The sequence below is a fragment of the Brevibacillus thermoruber 423 genome (genome assembly GCF_000454065.1).
GTDB lineage: Bacteria > Bacillota > Bacilli > Brevibacillales > Brevibacillaceae > Brevibacillus > Brevibacillus thermoruber.
Genome location: NZ_KE695650.1, coordinates 118,660 through 135,534, shown reverse-complemented (window position 1 = coordinate 135,534; position 16,875 = coordinate 118,660). Strand labels below are relative to the sequence as shown.

Genomic DNA, 16,875 nt, shown 5'->3' with positions numbered 1-16,875 from the left:
GGATGAGGGAGACAATCGCCTTTTGCAGACGAATTGGCGGTCAACAGCCTGTTTTTCCGGTTACGGGTCCTATCCCCTATTCGTTAATACCCTGTTTGTTGATCAACAGCCGTCTTGGTGACGATTGCTACGCCAGCGCTTGTGCCGATCCGATTGGCTCCCGCTTTGATCATCGCGAGGCAATCTTCATAGCCGCGTATGCCTCCTGAAGCTTTCACTCCCACATCAGGTCCAACGGTTTCGCGCATGATGCGGACATGCTCCGCAAGCGCTCCGCCGGTTCCAAATCCCGTCGATGTTTTGACGAAGTCAAGGCCTGTTTCCCTCGCCAACGTGCACACCTGAACGATCTGTTCTTCGGACAGATAGCAGGTTTCCAGAATCACCTTGATCACAAGAGGCGTTTCGCTGTCGGAACGAAGCCGAACGAACCGTTCCATTTCCCTTCCGACGCTGGCATATCTGCCGTTTACGACATCGGTGATGTTGATGACATAATCGATTTCATCCGCTCCGTCCCTGATCGCCCGGCTTGCCTCGAACAGCTTCGTTTCCGCAGTTGCTGCCCCGAGCGGAAACCCAACCACCGTGCAGATTTTTACACTTGTTCCTTGTAAAGCGGCGCGCGCCAACGGCGAAATAGTCATCGCGTTATGCCCCCGTCGCTGTCGTATCAATGGGCTGGTTTTGCAAGAAACGCTCCACCTCTTCTCTGGACGGCATGGCAGGAGCGGTGCCGATTTTCGTCACAGAGAGAGCGGCCACTGCGTTCGCATATCGAAGCGCCTGGCGGATGCTGCGCCCTTCCGCTAAAGCATGGGCCAACCCGCCGTTAAACGCGTCTCCGGCGCCAGTTGTATCCACCGCATCCACGTGGAAGCCGGGGTATAAAATACCTGATGGGCCGCCCTCGTAATAATAGCATCCTTTTTTTCCAAGGGTGATCACGACATGCTTCACACCCCTCCGGTAGAGAACGGAAGCCGCCCGGTATGCGCTCTCTTCATCCGTGATTTCGATTCCGGTTAAGAGAAAGGCTTCCGTTTCGTTGGGGGTGATGTACGTGACGCCTTTCAAGAGCTCCTCGGGAATCGGCTGGTACGGGGCTGGATTCAGAATCACCGGCACGCCGTATGTCCCCGCCAGCTCCAACGTTTTCCGTACCGCCTCCATGCTGGTCTCAAGCTGAACAAGAACGACTGTCGAGCGCTTGATCATCTGCTCTGCCTGCGCCACATCCTCCGCCGACAGCTTGCCGCAAGCTCCCAAAGCAACCACGATCATGTTCTCCCCGTTATCGTCCACGGCAATCAAGGCTGCACCGGTTGCTTCCGCATCATCAACAAACACATAATCCGTTGAAATGTGTTCCGCCTGGAAATGTTTCACGGCCGCCTGACCAAACGGGTCATTTCCGACTTTTGTCACCATGCACACCCGAGACCCTTGTCTGGCCGCCGCTACGGCCTGATTCCCGCCCTTTCCGCCGGGCCCCATGCGAAACGGGCCTCCCAGGACGGTCTCTCCCGGTTTCGGCATGTGCGGAGTGCGGCTCATCAAATCTACGACGTAACTCCCGACAACGGTAATGATTCCACTGCTCACTCCCGATCACTCCCCTGTGTTATCTCGTTTTCACCTGGTCGATGTTCTCCTTGGTAACCAATGTGGAGTCGAGAATGACCGATTTTTCCACCGACTCTCCCTTGGAAATGGTCACGGCCGTCTGTACGGCTTCTTTTCCCAAGAAGAAGGGAGGTTCAGCAATCGTGGCTTCCAGCTTGCCCTGGCGGATCGCGTCCAATGCCGGATCAACCGCATCGCAGCCGATCACCGTGATTTGATCCAAACGCCCGGCTGCTTCAATGGCTGCAAGGGCCCCCAGCGCCATTTCATCATTAGCCGCATATACTCCATCGATTTCCGGGTTCGCTTGCAGAATGTTTTCCATGACGCTTAACGCCTTGCCGCGGTCAAAGTCGGCTGCTTGCCGGGCAATGATTTTCATGTCGGGGTATTTGGCAAGTACTTCGTTAAATCCCTTGCTTCTGTCGCGCGCTACATTGGTTCCCATGATTCCCTGGATTTCCACGATGTTCCCTTTTCCGTTTAAGGCTTTGGCCAGAAATTCTCCGGCGATGTTTCCGGATTTGATCGCATCAAAACCAATGTGGGTGACCACTTCTCCCCCGTTCGATTGACGGTCGATGGTAAATACCGGAACCTTCGCATCATTCGCTTTTTTCACGCCTTCCACAATGGCGTCGCTGTCGGCGGGATCAATAATCAGCACATCCAGGTTTTGCTGCAGAAGATTTTCCACGTCCGCAAGCTGTTGACCGGGATTGTTCTGGGCGTCCGTGACCACCAAATCGATGCCCAGCTCTTTTGCCTGCGCTTCCGCTCCTTCCTTTACAGCAACGAAAAAGGGATTGTTTAGCGTATTCATGGCCAAGCCCACTTTCAGTTTTTTTCCTTCCGCCGTCTGAGGCCCGTTCGCGGCTGTTTCTTTTTGTTCGGGGCCTCCGCAGCCGGCAAGCAGGAACGTGAACACGAACACGAAAACGAGAATGGAAACGACACGTTGTTTCATGTGAACCCCTCTTTTCTTTCATTATTAAGCAATTTTCAATTTTGCAAATGTACGGTCGGCCAGCACGGCCGCCAAGATGACCAGCCCTTTCACGATGCTTTGGTAAAACGGGGAAACGTTCATTAAATTTAAAACGTTGTCTAGAATCCCCATAATCAACGCACCGATCAGTGTCCCGGCTATCCCTCCCTTCCCGCCTGCCAGACTTGTGCCGCCGATGATAACGGCAGCAATCGCATCCAGCTCAATGCCCGTGCCGGCCGTCGGTTGGGCGGACATTAATCGGGACGTGTACACAATGGCCGACAAGGCAGAAAGCAGACCGCAAATTCCAAAGACAGCCACTTTGATCGTATTCACCGGAATCCCCGATAAACGGGACGCTTCTTCATTGCCGCCGATCGCATACACATATCGTCCAAAGCTGGTGTTGCGCAGAACCCAATACAGGGAAGCGTAGAGGAAGAGCATGATCAAAATGGGCAAGGGAATTCCCAGCATTTTACCGTTTCCGATATAGCGGAAAGATTCATGGCTAACCACCAGCGGATACCCCTGGGTGTACACCAGCGTCATCCCTCTCGCGATCACCATGACGGCCAATGTCGTGATAAAGGAGGGAATGCCCCATCTGGTTACAAACAGACCGTTGATGATTCCAAATCCCAGGCCGACCAGCAGCGCGGCGATGAGGGCGACGCCAAGCGGCCATTGGGCAGTCAGCATGCCGGCGGCTATCGCTCCCGAAAAGGCCATCACGGATCCCACCGACAAGTCAATGCCGGCGATCAAGATGACCAGTGTCATTCCGGCCGCAATAATCGCGGTAATCGAAACCTGGCGCGCAACGTTAAGCAGGTTGTTGACGGTCAGAAACGCATCGGAAAGCATGCTCGCAGCGGCGCACAGGGCGATGAAGATGATCAGGACGCGATACTTGTTTACCAGATGGAGCCGTGCTTCCCTGTTCATCACCACGGATTGCAACGCTTCTTGTCTCACTTTCGAACTCCCCCCGTCGCGTACAGAAATATTTTTTCCTGCGTCGCTTCTTCAATCGGCATCTCTCCGGTCACTCTCCCTTCGTGCATGACGAGAATGCGGTGACTCATTCCGAGCAGCTCCGGCATCTCCGACGAGATCATGATGATCGCGATACCCTCTTCTGTAAGCGATTTCATTAGTTGATAAATTTCAGCTTTCGCTCCGACGTCGATTCCGCGGGTAGGTTCATTCAGGATCAATACCCGCGGGTTCATTTGCAGCCATTTTCCCAGCACGACTTTTTGCTGGTTGCCGCCGCTTAATGTCCCTACGGCAACTGCCGGATCGTGCACTTTGATTTTGAGATCGGAAATCCATTTTTCGACGATGCCCGTCTGTTTTGATTTTTCCAACAGCGTTCCCATGGAAGAAATGCGGCGGTAGCTTGGCAGGAGAAGATTTTCAAACACAGACATCATCAACACCAGGCCTTCGCCTTTCCGATCATCCGTAACCAGTGCGATGCCTGCGTCAATCGCATCCCTCGGCGAAGTGATCCGGCTTTTTTCCCCGATCATGATCTTCCCCTGCAGATGGGGATACAGCCCGAACAAAGCCTTGGCCAACACGCCGCTTCCGGAACCCATCAATCCCCCTATGCCGAGAATCTCGCCTTCGTGGACGGTCAGGTTGATATCATGCAGGCGGTTCTTCAGCGACAGGTTTTCCACCCTGAGCACAGGTTTTCCAATTTTCTGATTTCTGGTCGGGTACAAGTCGGTAATGTCCCTGCCTACCATCATGCTGACCATTTGCTCCCGGGAGACGTCCCCGATCTTGGCGCTGCCGATATATGTCCCGTCGCGAAGCACGGCGATGCGATCCGCGATCTGTTCCACTTCTTCCAAACGATGGGTGATAAAGATGATGGACATTCCCTGTTGTTTCAGATCGAGCATGATCTCAAGCAAATGGCTGGCATCTTCGCCGTTCAAAACGGCTGTGGGTTCGTCCATAATCAATATTTGCGAAGCGTACGAAATAGCTTTCGCGATTTCCACAAGCTGCTGCTCCGGAATGGTCAAGTCACGGATCAGGGCTTTGGGGGACAAATGCTTCAGCCCCACCCTGTTCATGATCGCCGCTGCCTGCTGATCGAGCGTTTTCCAATCGATGACTCCCTTTATTTTCCTTGGTTCTCGGCCGAGAAAGATATTCTCGGCAACGCTCAGGTGGGGAATCAAGTTAAACTCCTGGTAGATGATGCTGATCCCCAATTCCTGGGAAGCGCGCGGTCCATCAATCACCACCTTTTTGCCGTTGACGTAAATCTCGCCGGAGTCGGGTTGATGCACGCCTGCCAACACCTTCATGAGTGTGGATTTTCCCGCGCCGTTTTCTCCCAACAGCGCAAGGATCTCACCTTTTTTCACTTCGATGCTTACTTGATCCAATGCTTTCACGCCTGGAAAGTGCTTGCTGATCCTCTCCATTTTTAAAGCGGCTGTTTCCAACGATGACATCCCCCTTCCGTCCGCCGTATCAATAAGCGACTCCCGCGACAAGAATGACATTGGCGTAGGGTGTAAATTCACCGGTGCGGATCAATCCGCGCGCCTGCTTTGTCCGCTGCTTGAATTCAACATGCGGCAGGTACTCTACGGGAATACCGGGAAATCTGCGCAGGATTTCCTCATTCATCTTCGGGCTGATTGATTTGATCTCTTCGGCAAGGATGATTTTCTCCACGATCAGATCTTCCAGTACGGCATCCAATGTTTCCAAAAATCCGGGCGTCCCTTCTTTTAACGCCAAATCGATGCGAGTGTTGACGTTTTCCGGAATCGGCAGCCCCGCGTCGGTCACGACAATCCAATCAGTATGACCGGTTTGGGAAATCAGCTTGTTCATGTCCGGATGTAAAATGCCGCCTTTTTTCATTGCGATTCGACCTCCAAAATGTAAACGTTTAGATTTTTACATGCGAGAGCCACTTATTTTAATCGGCACGATTGGCGTATTTTTAATTCGGGCGAAAGCACGTAATGCCGTTTTGCTCCGTCCCAGCCTTCCGTCATCCGCTCATACAACATTTCAAAGGCAACCTCCCCCAGTTTCCGCATCGGACGGGAAACCACGGTTAGAGGCGGGTTGACGAAAGTGGCAATATCGACATCATCAAAGCCGATAAACGAGACCTCTTCCCCCAGCTTCCAGTCCAGTTCATACAGCGCTTTCATACATCCCACCGTCATCAGGTTGTTGGAAGAAAAGATGGCGGTCGGACGTTCCGGCAACTGATACAACTGCTTCGTCAACCGTCGTCCGCTCTCTTCCTTGAAATCCCCCTCGAGAACGTATTCCTGCACAACAGGGATGCCGTAATCGTCCAAGGCCTTTTTATAGCCGACAAAGCGCTCGTAACCGGGGGTGGTATTTTGCGGACCGCAGATAATCGCGATCCGCTTGTGCCCCTGCAGGATGAGATGACGGGTCGCCTGGTACGCCCCATCCACATTGCCCACCAGCACGGTGTCCACTTCAAATTTCTTGATGGCCCGGTCAACTGCGACAACCGGAATTTTGGCATCCATCACGGTTTGAAGCTGATCTCCCGCTTCATCGGCCGTCGTGATGATCAGCCCGTCTACGCTTCGCTCCAACAAGATGGTCAACAGCTCGCGTTCGGTGTCGGCTGATTCGTTCGTATTGCAGAGGAACGTGAAGTATCCTTTTTCCCTTGCTTTCTGCTCGATTCCCGAGACGACGGTCGGGAAAAAGGGGTTATTCACGTCGGGGATAATAATCCCGATGGTGTTTGTCGTTTTTTTTACCATGCTTCTCGCGACAGCATTGGGAATATAGTTAAGCTCCTCAATGGCTGCCAGTATGCGGGCCTCGGTTTTTTGCCTCACTCCTCCCTGCCTGTTGATCACGCGTGATACAGTTGCGATGGATACGTTGGCTCGTTTTGCTACATCTTCAATCGTTGGCTTGTGCAACTTGAATCAGCTCCAAAATGTAAACGTTTAGATTTAGAACGCCAAAAACACAAGCTGCTCACCCATGTTTTCGAGCAGAAATGTACAATAAAGCGCTTTCTTTTGCTTGTATTTTAAGAAATATCACAAAACTTACAAGAAATCAATCTAAACGTTTTCATTTTTTAAAAATTTCATGACCTTCCCGCTCCGCTGTTACAAAACCCCCGCCCGGCCTGATCTGTCGCTGCGCCGGGCGGGGCCTCGAACCCTTTTCAACATGCCGACGAGATGTTCAGACGTATCCTTTCCGGGATTGTCAGAATCGAATCCCCTCATTCTTCCACATACGGAATCGTCAGGGGCCCCAGCGGAAGAACAGCCACCGTCATGTTTTCTCCGTATTTTTGCTTCAACTCTTCCAGGATTTGCTCAATGTCGTGGGTGGGGGTAAACATCGCCTTGGCCACATCCTCATCCGACAGCGTCGAATACACGTAGACATCCGCCCAGACCTGAATCACCGCCTGCTTTTGCACCTGCCACTGATCAAAGACTTCAAAGGCAGGATCGTTGATCATCGCCAGGAGTTCACGAGGGGTTTGTCTCATCTGCAGGATCTTGGCGTAGTTTCCGTGATTGGGCAAACCGTCGGAACACTCCGCCGCACAGATGATCGCGCCTCCCTGTTTCACAATCTTGTGGGCCGCGCTCATCCCTTTTACCGCTTGATACAGGTTTTGATCGAGCGGATACCCGGAATTGGACGTAATGACCACGTCAAAACGGTGGTCACAACGGATCATCGCGTGTTCCCTGGCGAAGGCGCAGCCCCGGTCATGCGCCTCAAACAGTTCCCCGGCAAACACGGCGGTAATCTCTTTGTCGCGATTTAACGTCACATTCACCATGAAATCCGGCTTGCACATGCGGTTCACTTCCCGGGCCATGTCCTGAACCGGGTTGTTCACCATGTTTCCCCAGGTGGACAGCGGGTCGCCAATCATTCTGGCATTATGAAACGTCAGGATGGTTTCGATTCCGGCAATGCCCGGCATGATCCCTTTGGGGCCGCCGGAAAAGCCGGCAAAGAAATGCGGTTCGATAAAGCCTGTCACAATTTTGAAATCGGCTTCCACGTACTCCTTGTTCAAATACACCTCGCAGCCATACCGGCTTTTCCCGACTCGCACCAATTCTTCCCGGTTCTGACAGTGATGGTTGATCACGCGAACATGCTCAACCACCCATTCCCCCAACATGTGAATGAATTCTTCTCGTGTCTGGTCGCGGTGGGTTCCCGTACCGTTGATGATCACAAACTGATCAAGCGGTACATGGGACAGCTCCTTGAGAATCCAGGGAATCAGCTTGTGGTTGGGCGTCGGACGGGTGATGTCGCTAATCACAATCGCCACTTTGTCCGTACGTTTTACCATGTCCCGCAAAGGCGGCGTTCCGATCGGGTTCCGGAGCGCCGTTGCCACCGCCGCTTCTTCATCCCGCAGTCCGGGAAGATGTTTCGGCTCCAAGATGACCGAATGTTCAGGCACTTGAACGGACAACGTTCCTTTCCCGTACAACAGCGCAGTATTCATGAATCATCTTCTCCTTGGTAAGGATTGGGCAGAGCGCATTTCTCGCCAACGCGGCTTTTTTGTGAGTGAGGCATGCCAAGCAGCGATCAGAAGCAACGACCATTGGTTTGCTTGATGTCACGCTGCATCCCTCCTTATGATCTTGTCACACGGAAAGGATGTGCCAGATACGTGCGAAGAACCTGCTCCGCCGCTTGAGCCAGCAATTCGGCGGCTCGTTCCATCGCTTCCGGAAGCGTCATGGGAGCGTTGAGAATGCTATGAATGCTGGTAATGCCGTATGGATAAAGGGAATCGATGCCGGGGCCAATCGAGCCTGCAAGCACAAACACAGGGATCCCCCGCTTCATGGCTACCGGAAAAAAGGCCTGAAACGCTCTGCCGATCCCGCCGGCCGCACCTGCCCCGGGCCGATCGTGAAGCCGCACCCCGGTTTTGGCTTCGACCAGATCTGCCCACCTGCGCAGGCAGCGGTCCAATCTCTCCACCATGTCAGGAGTCGCCCCTTTTTGCGGGCCAAACACATGGGACGCTCCCTGGGGACCGACGAGAGGATTCTGCACATCGGAGGCGATCACAAACTGCGACTCGTTGATGCGAGGGTCAAAATCCCGGTCATCGATTGCGGCGATCCGTTCGATTTCCCCTCCGCCAAAACCGACCTGGTTTCCCTGGGAGTCGAGCAGCTTCATGCCAAGCGCTTGCAGCATGCCAATTCCGCCGTCATTGGTCGCGCTGCCGCCAATGGCTAAAATGAAACGCCGGCAGCCGTCATCCAGCGCCCGCTTGATCAATTCGCCCGTACCGTACGTTGTCGTCACCATCGGATTGCGCTGCTCGGGCGGCACCAGACAAAGTCCCGAAGCACTGGCCATTTCAATGACACACGTCTGCCGATCTCCCAGTACGCCGTAAGCCGCGTCAACCGGCAGACCCAAAGGTCCGGTGACAGAAACGTCGACCATTCGCCCTTTCGTTGCCCCAACCAGGCTTTCCATCGTTCCTTCCCCGCCGTCTGCGACCGGAACCAGCACCGTCTTCGCATGGGGAAGAACGCGAAGCACCCCTGTTTCGATGGCGCTGGCTGCTTCAAACGCGGAAAGGCTTCCCTTGAACGAATCCGGCGCAATTACAATCTTCATGCCCACTCCCCCTTCCATACAAAACAAAGCGCCTTCTTGACCTTGCTTTCATTATAGCGACAGGCGGCCCCCAAAGCATCGTGCCATGTGCATGATAATTGCGGCAATTTTCGATACCTTTTGTTTGTGTATCGACAAAAGTTCACCCACTGATAGCTGCATTGACGACCAACGGAAAAGTTGGTAATGTACAGAAACTTTCGCCCCATGACTGACAGTATGGGAGTACCCCCACCAACTCGAACCTTCGCTTTGCGTTATGTGCGAACAGAGGACAAGGTGCAAATGATTCAAATGAAACAGGAAAAGACTTCCTCATCGACTGATTTTGTTGTAAAATACAGGAATAAATAGATATTTTATGTATTACGGTATGGGGGAGTGCTTATATGGGGTTACAAAAGGGACATCGGTCCTTGCGATCTGAAATTGAGCGTCACTTGAAGGAGCGGGGTTACACGCTGAGTAAACTGGGTGAATTGACCGGTATAAATCCGGGACACGTAAGTGAAATCCTGAATAGTAATCCACCACGGGCTATTACGATAAGCCAGCTCGATGCAATGGGGGCGGCCTTTGAGCAAGCTCCAGGGTGGCTGTACGAACTGTACGAAGAAGAGTGTTTCTCCGAGGGAAAAGTGTCGCGGCCCCGAATTGTCCCATATTTGGTTCGATGTGCCGAGATCGGTCGCCGTGATTGTATTGAGTCAGTTGTTTCCAAACTCTTGGAGAATCCGAAAAACGTGTCGATTCTCTTTTCCGTGGCCGAACAGCTCTTTGAAAGCGGGAATCTAGAGAAGTCGGTCCCTTTTTATCAGTTCGTCATCGAAACCGAAAAAGATAGTTACGCTGAGCGTTTTGTGTTGAGTCAATACCGGTTATTCCGAGCGTTACAGGGAACCGATTCAGAGAAAACCTGGGAGGCTGTTATCCGGTTTGACCCTTATCGAAAGAGATTGCCGGAGAATTATCAGTTGGATGCGCTGCTGCAATTGGCCAATGTATGCTACACGTTACGGAGATGGGAAGATGTTGAAAAATACGCTGATGAGTTAAGGGAATTGGCGCATATTGTTTACGAAGACCAGTTAATCAAGCGGAAGAGCAAGAAGAGCGTCGAAGCACTACATACAGAGCGGCATCTCGTCGTGTACTACGGACAGGGGTATCTGCTAAAAGGCATCGCATTGGAAAGTCAAGGGAAGTACGAAGAAGCGAAGCGGTATGTAGATGCTTACGCTGATTTAACTTGGTTTGAGATCATGGACGAAACCGGCGAAGCAGAAGTAGAGAAGTTTCGGTTATGGGCAACAGCTAATTTGTATACGTTGGACATGCTCACGGGAAACACTGACATTCTTCCAGACTACATCCGATTTCTTGACGACTATCCAAACGAGATTTTGCCTGGCTTGGTGACGATAGTAAAATCAGCTAACGAGTTCGACTTTTCCATCGACTCCGTATTGGAACATTTTGCGGCAAGCATCGCCCATTTTTATGAACAACAAGATGCCATTAGTACTTGTCACCATATGCAATTCCGGTATCAACTAGCCAACTATTTGTTTAAAAAAGGGAAATTTACAGAAGGGCTAGAAGAAATCTTAAGGTGCCTGGTTTTGTCTGATACGATGATGGATTATGACAGCTTCAAAAGATGTGCGGCATTGTTCTGGGCGCATCTCTCACATGCATCGGATCAGCAAAAAAGTACCTATCAAACCGTCATAACGAAAGGAGCGGTTAAGGATGAAGGGATTTTTACTGTCGCTGGTTCTGGTTTTGGGATTGTGTAGTCTCGCAGCAAATGGCCAGACAGCCGTTGAAACAAATTCAACCGTATCTCCATACGGCCATGGTGTAGGCGGATAACCATTTGAACGCACTCCTGGAAGGGTGTTGGTCAAATAAGAAAGCACTCCCCTGTATCTGATGATCAGCGTTCACAGCAGCAAGGATCTGTTCTCATGTACTTCTTCCAACGGAGGCTGAAAGGCGGTTCGCTGACAGAAGCGTGCGAACGCTCTGTCGCCTATAATGGGGAAAACCACTCATACGGTAGGCATCATGCAGAAAAAATGAGGATTATTAGACAGCATCCTTCAAGGGTGCTGTTTTTTTATCCCATTTTTCGCAGAACAGGATTTTTCGGGTACTGGTGTATAGTTATAATTGTCTATTTTTGTTGGAAACAGGAGGCGAAACCCACAGGAGCCATGACGGATGAAAAGGACGTTCCTCTCCCTCACCAGGTCAAAGGAACGCCCCCACGCAGAGCAGTACATACCGCTCAAGTTACGTGCATCATGGGGAGAATTGACCAGCAAATGTACCTTCTCCAAACAACAGAAGAACTGCGCCGGCAATTGATTCAATTGGTTCAGGAGACGGGCAGCCTGTCAAATGATACCGTTGTGGAGCTAAGCCAACGCTTGGACCAGTATATTCTGGCGATTCAAAACAGGATGAATGAGGGAAAGAAGCAGACGTAGAACGAATACTACCCACCCTCTAGGGAACCAGGATGAGCGGCTGGTTCTCGATTTTTTTACCGGGCTTTAACGATATACGCCGTCCCACTTCTCGGCGTTGTTCCTCTCCAAAGCTGTCCGGGCCGCCTTTTTCCCCGGGGACAGATTCACGCTGAATGGGTCATGGTCATTCCGGCAGCCCCGTATCAATCATATCCCGGCGGTGACACCGCAACACGGTGATAAACCCATCCAATATGTCATGACTGACCGAAAATCCTTTTCGTTTATAGAATTCCAAGGCGTTCGTATTGCCGTTTGAGACAAAGATAAAAAAATCGTCGACATCATCAAATTGTTTCAACCACTTCATGGACATATGGAAAAGCTTGGAGCCAATCCCCTGTTGTCTGTACTCTTCTTTCAGATAAAATTGGGATAGACACCCGACATTGTTTCTACGAACAGAAGACAGGTCAAAAAACGTGGCAAAATCGTTTGCATATGTTTCCTTGGGCGAAATGTTTGAATACACGTACCCTACAGGTCTATCATCGTCTTTCACTACTACAATATGATTGTGCAGTGCACGTTTTACGGAAGGAATCATCCGTGTTTCAAAATTCATGTTGTCAAACAATTCCGGCTTTATGTAGGCTTTCGACTTTTGATAGGCCATGAGTTCATTGCATAAATCTCTGCAGCATTCAATGTTTTCAACAGGGATACTTTCATATCGGATATTCATGAAGTTCACTCCTCACCTGTGCGAATGCGTAACGCCCTGCAAGTGTTGCAGATCCTCGATTCCCTCCCTATCATTGTAATTCATCCTTCCATGAAAACAAGTGAGCCGTATTGGAATCCCACGTGAGCCAAAAACGTCTGATGCTTGCACGACATTCGCCCTTCCTTGTTATGTTGCAGCGGAACCTGTTGGTCACCAGGCAGCCCCTGCTTTCCCTTGCACGTAAAAAAAGCCCTCCCCAACGTGAGGGCAGGGGTGAAAGAGTGCTGCTGCAGCGTTCTTGCGTCTTATTCTTACACAATTCCCCTCTGCTGTGTGAAGGAGAAGCCAATCGCAACGGTGTTTCACAGACTGAAACATGTGAAAAAACAAAGGGAGGAACCGATTCTCCCTTTGCATAACCATTGATGCATGTGAATCCATCCTAATTGTCGCAAGAACAACCTACGATGACCAGCAGAATGAACAGTACCAGGATCAGCCCAAACTCGTCGAAACCGTTGAAGATTCCACTCATGGTTGGATGCACCCCCTCCCGTTGATTCAGTACTATGCTATGTCGTGAGGAGAAATCGGGTATAGACCGGTATCATGAAATGGAAACAATTTTTACGGAGCAGTTACAAGGGGATGAAGAGTGCCCGATTCCGGACACCCATATAAGCCCGCCGACTGGTCTGTCGTTTGGCACGCATGCGGTACCTCCAGCGCAGGAATGGATGTTGGCAATGAAGGCAACGAAAAAGCGTGTAGGCTGTTGTCTACACGCTGAAGGCTGTGCGCGATTGCGCCGGTTTTTGTGAGGATCTGCTCCTTTAGCAGAAGCGGTCTTCCCCTAAGAGAAAGAAGAATAGGAGCAGGATCAGAATGAACCCAAAGATCCCCCCTCCGAAAAAGCCGCCCTTTCGGAAATCGCTCATGTGGTTCCCTCCCTTCCATCCCGACATGAGCAGGACGTACAGTGATTGTCCCTGCCATGGTTATACTATGTAAAGCGGAATCGGCCCGTCTCGATTCTCGTCTACCTGGAAGCCAAAACAGGCGGGGACACGTCCGGTTTCACCATACAGAAAAAATAGGGAAGCTCTCGCGGGAGCCATAGAACCCGCAGAGACAAGCGGGAAGACCACTACTAGAACCCCTACAGGATTGGGCACAAAATGTCGGATGGGTCCATTCCACTCCTGCTATGCTATGGATAAAGGAGGTCAATTCAATGGATTTGCTGACGAACATGAACAAGGCAATCAAGTATATCGAAGAAAATCTAACGAACGACATTGATTGTAAGGAAGCGGCACGGCTGGCTTTATGCTCCGAATATCACTTAAAACGGATGTTTTCCTTCCTTGCAGGGATTACCCTATCGGAATACATCCGCCGCAGGCGCCTGACACTTGCTGCATTTGAGCTTCAAAACAGCAGCGCAAAGGTCATCGACATCGCGATGAAATACGGGTACAACTCGCCTGATTCGTTTGCCCGCGCGTTTCAGAACCTGCATGGGATCACACCGTCGGAAGCCAGAACGAACGGCCATTCCCTCAAAGCCTATCCACGAATGACCTTCCAATTATCCATTAAAGGGGGAAACGAAATGAACTACCGCATTGTAGAAAAAGAGGCATTTCGCATTGTGGGGATTATGAAAAGAGTTCCCATCATTTTCAAAGGGGTGAATCCGGAAATTGCCTCCATGTGGAAAAGCCTGGATGCCGAAACGATCCATACCCTCAAAAGCCTTTCGAATGTCGAACCGATGGGACTGATTCAAGCATCCACGAACTTTTCCGAAGGCCGCATGGAGGAAAAAGGAGAGCTCGATCACTACATTGGCGTGGCAACCACGAACGAGTGCCCGGATGGCCTCTCACAGCTTGAAGTTCCTGCCTCCACCTGGGCTGTATTCGAAGCAGTCGGCCCCTTTCCCGACACGCTGCAGGATGTCTGGGGACGCATCTATTCCGAATGGTTTCCCACCTCACACTATGAACAAACAGAAGGTCCGGAAATCCTGTGGAACGAGCATGCAGATGTAAGTTCCCCAACGTTTCGAAGTGAGATATGGATTCCGATTGCGAAAAAGGAATCGATTGCGTGAGATAGGGAGACGAGGTTGTCCGTTCATCCTCCCGCCGCAGCATCACCGGATTCCGGTCGTGGATGTCGAGGACAACCTGTATCGACGCTTGGCCAGGAATTATGTGTTGCAAAGAAACAACGGGTATGATACCATACTTGTAATTTATGGATGGGGGTTGAAACAGGATCATGTAATCTTTCTTGCAAACGATAAAGAATAAAACATCAAAGCGAAATGTTTCGCCTGTTTTATTTTTTGTATGCAAGAAAGTTACAATATCCTATCACGCAAACCCTGGATCCTGATCTGACTCCGTCTGGGGTTGGATTTGCTGTATGGATGTGAGCTGCAGGAATGTAACTTTCTTGCAGCTTTTCTATTTTTCATACAGGAGGATCCATTCATGTCATTGATCAACGTGACAAACCTGACGTTTGCCTATGACGGCAGCTACGATACCATCTTTGAGAACGTCAGTTTCCAAATCGACACCGCTTGGAAACTGGGATGTACGGGAAGAAACGGCAGAGGCAAGACAACCTTGCTCAAATTGCTGCTGGGTGAATACGAATACAGCGGAAACATTTCGGCCCCTGTCGACTTTGACTATTTCCCGTTCCCTGTCGAAAACAAGGAACATCTTACCCTTGATGTAATCAACGACATTCTGCCGGACTACCAGCACTGGGAACTCATGCGTGAACTTTCGCTGCTGCAGGTTTCTGAGGATGTGTTGTATCGCCCCTTTGCTTCACTGTCCAACGGGGAGCAGACGAAAGTGCTGTTGGCTGCGTTGTTTCTCAAGGAAAACCGTTTTCTGCTCATCGATGAACCGACCAATCACCTTGACATGCACGCCCGAAAACTTGTCAGTGATTATCTCAACACCAAAAGCGGATATATCCTGGTGTCTCACGACCGAGCATTTCTGGATAACTGCGTCGATCACATCCTCTCCATCAACAAGACCAGCATCGACATTCAAAAAGGAACGTTCTCCGATTGGTGGGAAAACAAAAAGAGACAGGATGCCTTTGAGCTTGCCGAAAACGAAAAGCTCCGAAAAGAAATGAAGCGCTTGTCGGAGGCTGCCAAACGTACGAGCAACTGGTCGCACGCAGTGGAAAAAACGAAAAACGGCACAAGAAATTCCGGTTCCAAGGTAGACAAAGGGTATATTGGCCACAAGGCCGCCAAAATGATGAAACGCTCGAAAGCCATTGAGCACAGACAGCAATCGGCTATGGAAGAAAAGTCTCGGCTCCTGAAAAATATCGAGACCTCTGACAGCTTGAAGATTTCACAGCGCGCCTTTTATAAAAACCGACTGGCCGAACTTGAGCATGTATCGATTTATTACGGAGAGAAGAAGGTTTGTGCCGATATCAGTTTTACGATTGAGCAGGGCGAGCGGATTGCGCTTTCCGGTAAAAACGGTTCCGGAAAATCAAGTATTCTCAAACTGATTTGCGGTGAGGATATCCGCTATACCGGCACGTTCAGAAAGGGAAGCCAGCTTACCATCTCCTATGTTTCGCAGGACACCTCACACTTACAGGGCAATCTGACGGACTACGCCCGAAACAATGGGATAGATGAAAGCCTTTTGAAATCGATTTTACGAAAACTTGATTTTTCCCGAGATCAATTTGAAAAGGACATGTCCACGTTTAGCGGCGGCCAAAAGAAGAAAGTGCTGATTGCCAAAAGTCTGTGTGAACCCGCTCATTTGCATGTTTGGGATGAACCGCTTAATTTTATTGACATCCTTTCCCGCATGCAAATCGAAGAGCTGCTGCTTGAATACTCGCCAACCATCCTGTTTGTGGAGCATGACCGTGCCTTCTGCGAAAAGATTGCCACCAAGATCATCGAACTCTAACGGAGAGCGATCGCTTCATCTCGGCAGCGGCAGTCTGGGATTTTCTTTTTTTCGTCCAAAGACTGCCGCTTGTCTTTCGCTTGTATTTGTAACAAGTCAGTTTCATACGTATGTACAAAAGCTGACAATCCATGACCGCGGGTATTTTTAACGAGGGGGTCTCTGGGATGGATCCCCTTGACCGCTTCTTCCTGAAACGCGACCTTCTCGATGGACAAGATTCTTTGGGGATCACTTGGAGAATTCATCGCTTCCGTTTGGGAAGATTCATTTCGGAAAATGATCAAAGCCCTCCTCACAAACGAGAAGGGCTTTGACAGCTTTTTGCGGCTGTTTTCGTCTGGTTCAGGGCAGGTGACCCGGCAAAAACACGCGGAAACTATATGCCAA

General features: G+C 50.7%; 16 protein-coding genes. 4 read left to right on the top strand and 12 right to left on the bottom strand.

The window, feature by feature from the left end; genetic code table 11:
• Window positions 1-83: 83 nt before the first annotated feature.
• The 9 genes from deoC to M516_RS0108880 form a co-directional block, all read right to left on the bottom strand.
• Entirely contained in the window at window positions 84-647 is a 564-nt protein-coding gene (gene deoC / locus M516_RS23155) for a deoxyribose-phosphate aldolase (protein WP_081656494.1), read from the bottom strand.
• 4 nt (window positions 648-651) lie between these two features.
• Complete coding sequence (gene rbsK / locus M516_RS0108915; protein WP_029098804.1) at window positions 652-1,605, bottom strand: ribokinase; 954 nt, start codon at window positions 1,603-1,605, stop codon at window positions 652-654.
• A 19-nt stretch (window positions 1,606-1,624) separates the two neighbouring features.
• Window positions 1,625-2,593: a substrate-binding domain-containing protein gene (locus tag M516_RS0108910; protein WP_029098803.1), complete on the bottom strand. Its 969-nt coding sequence runs from the start codon at window positions 2,591-2,593 to the stop codon at window positions 1,625-1,627.
• Window positions 2,594-2,617: 24 nt separating this feature from the next.
• Window positions 2,618-3,565 (bottom strand): ABC transporter permease, encoded by a 948-nt coding sequence (locus M516_RS0108905; RefSeq protein WP_029098802.1) that lies wholly within the window; start codon window positions 3,563-3,565, stop codon window positions 2,618-2,620.
• Between the two features lie 26 nt (window positions 3,566-3,591).
• Window positions 3,592-5,091: a sugar ABC transporter ATP-binding protein gene (locus tag M516_RS0108900; protein ID WP_029098801.1), complete on the bottom strand. Its 1,500-nt coding sequence runs from the start codon at window positions 5,089-5,091 to the stop codon at window positions 3,592-3,594.
• Between the two features lie 28 nt (window positions 5,092-5,119).
• The gene (gene rbsD / locus M516_RS0108895; protein ID WP_029098800.1) at window positions 5,120-5,518 is read right to left on the bottom strand and encodes a D-ribose pyranase; all 399 of its coding nucleotides are present in this window, start codon (window positions 5,516-5,518) and stop codon (window positions 5,120-5,122) included.
• Between the two features lie 53 nt (window positions 5,519-5,571).
• Window positions 5,572-6,579, bottom strand: coding sequence for a LacI family DNA-binding transcriptional regulator (locus M516_RS0108890; protein ID WP_029098799.1), 1,008 nt, complete (start codon window positions 6,577-6,579; stop codon window positions 5,572-5,574).
• A gap of 314 nt (window positions 6,580-6,893) precedes the next feature.
• Window positions 6,894-8,156: a nickel-dependent lactate racemase gene (gene larA, locus M516_RS0108885; protein WP_029098798.1), complete on the bottom strand. Its 1,263-nt coding sequence runs from the start codon at window positions 8,154-8,156 to the stop codon at window positions 6,894-6,896.
• Between the two features lie 134 nt (window positions 8,157-8,290).
• Window positions 8,291-9,298, bottom strand: a complete 1,008-nt coding sequence (locus M516_RS0108880; RefSeq protein WP_029098797.1) for a glycerate kinase — start codon at window positions 9,296-9,298, stop codon at window positions 8,291-8,293.
• 389 nt (window positions 9,299-9,687) lie between these two features.
• On the opposite strand from M516_RS0108880, the gene M516_RS0108875 reads away from it, so the two are divergent.
• Together M516_RS0108875 and M516_RS25940 are read left to right on the top strand one after the other, a co-directional pair.
• Entirely contained in the window at window positions 9,688-11,097 is a 1,410-nt protein-coding gene (locus M516_RS0108875; protein WP_029098796.1) for a transcriptional regulator, read from the top strand.
• Window positions 11,098-11,268: 171 nt separating this feature from the next.
• The gene (locus M516_RS25940) at window positions 11,269-11,793 is read left to right on the top strand and encodes an aspartyl-phosphate phosphatase Spo0E family protein (RefSeq protein WP_238550950.1); all 525 of its coding nucleotides are present in this window, start codon (window positions 11,269-11,271) and stop codon (window positions 11,791-11,793) included.
• 166 nt (window positions 11,794-11,959) lie between these two features.
• Here M516_RS25940 and M516_RS0108865 read toward each other — a convergent pair whose 3' ends face one another.
• On the bottom strand, window positions 11,960-12,520 hold the full coding sequence (locus M516_RS0108865) for a GNAT family N-acetyltransferase (protein ID WP_029098795.1): 561 nt from the start codon (window positions 12,518-12,520) through the stop codon (window positions 11,960-11,962).
• A 424-nt stretch (window positions 12,521-12,944) separates the two neighbouring features.
• The gene (locus tag M516_RS24710; RefSeq protein WP_029098794.1) at window positions 12,945-13,037 is read right to left on the bottom strand and encodes a YjcZ family sporulation protein; all 93 of its coding nucleotides are present in this window, start codon (window positions 13,035-13,037) and stop codon (window positions 12,945-12,947) included.
• 699 nt (window positions 13,038-13,736) lie between these two features.
• Here M516_RS24710 and M516_RS0108850 point away from each other — a divergent pair.
• Complete coding sequence (locus M516_RS0108850) at window positions 13,737-14,621, top strand: AraC family transcriptional regulator (protein ID WP_029098793.1); 885 nt, start codon at window positions 13,737-13,739, stop codon at window positions 14,619-14,621.
• 385 nt (window positions 14,622-15,006) lie between these two features.
• Window positions 15,007-16,485, top strand: coding sequence for an Lsa family ABC-F type ribosomal protection protein (locus M516_RS0108845; RefSeq protein ID WP_029098792.1), 1,479 nt, complete (start codon window positions 15,007-15,009; stop codon window positions 16,483-16,485).
• On the opposite strand, the gene M516_RS0108840 is transcribed toward M516_RS0108845, so the two are convergent.
• Entirely contained in the window at window positions 16,482-16,772 is a 291-nt protein-coding gene (locus M516_RS0108840; protein WP_029098791.1) for a hypothetical protein, read from the bottom strand. The two genes, M516_RS0108845 and M516_RS0108840, sit on opposite strands and share 4 nt — an antisense overlap.
• Between the last annotated feature and the right edge of the window lie 103 nt (window positions 16,773-16,875).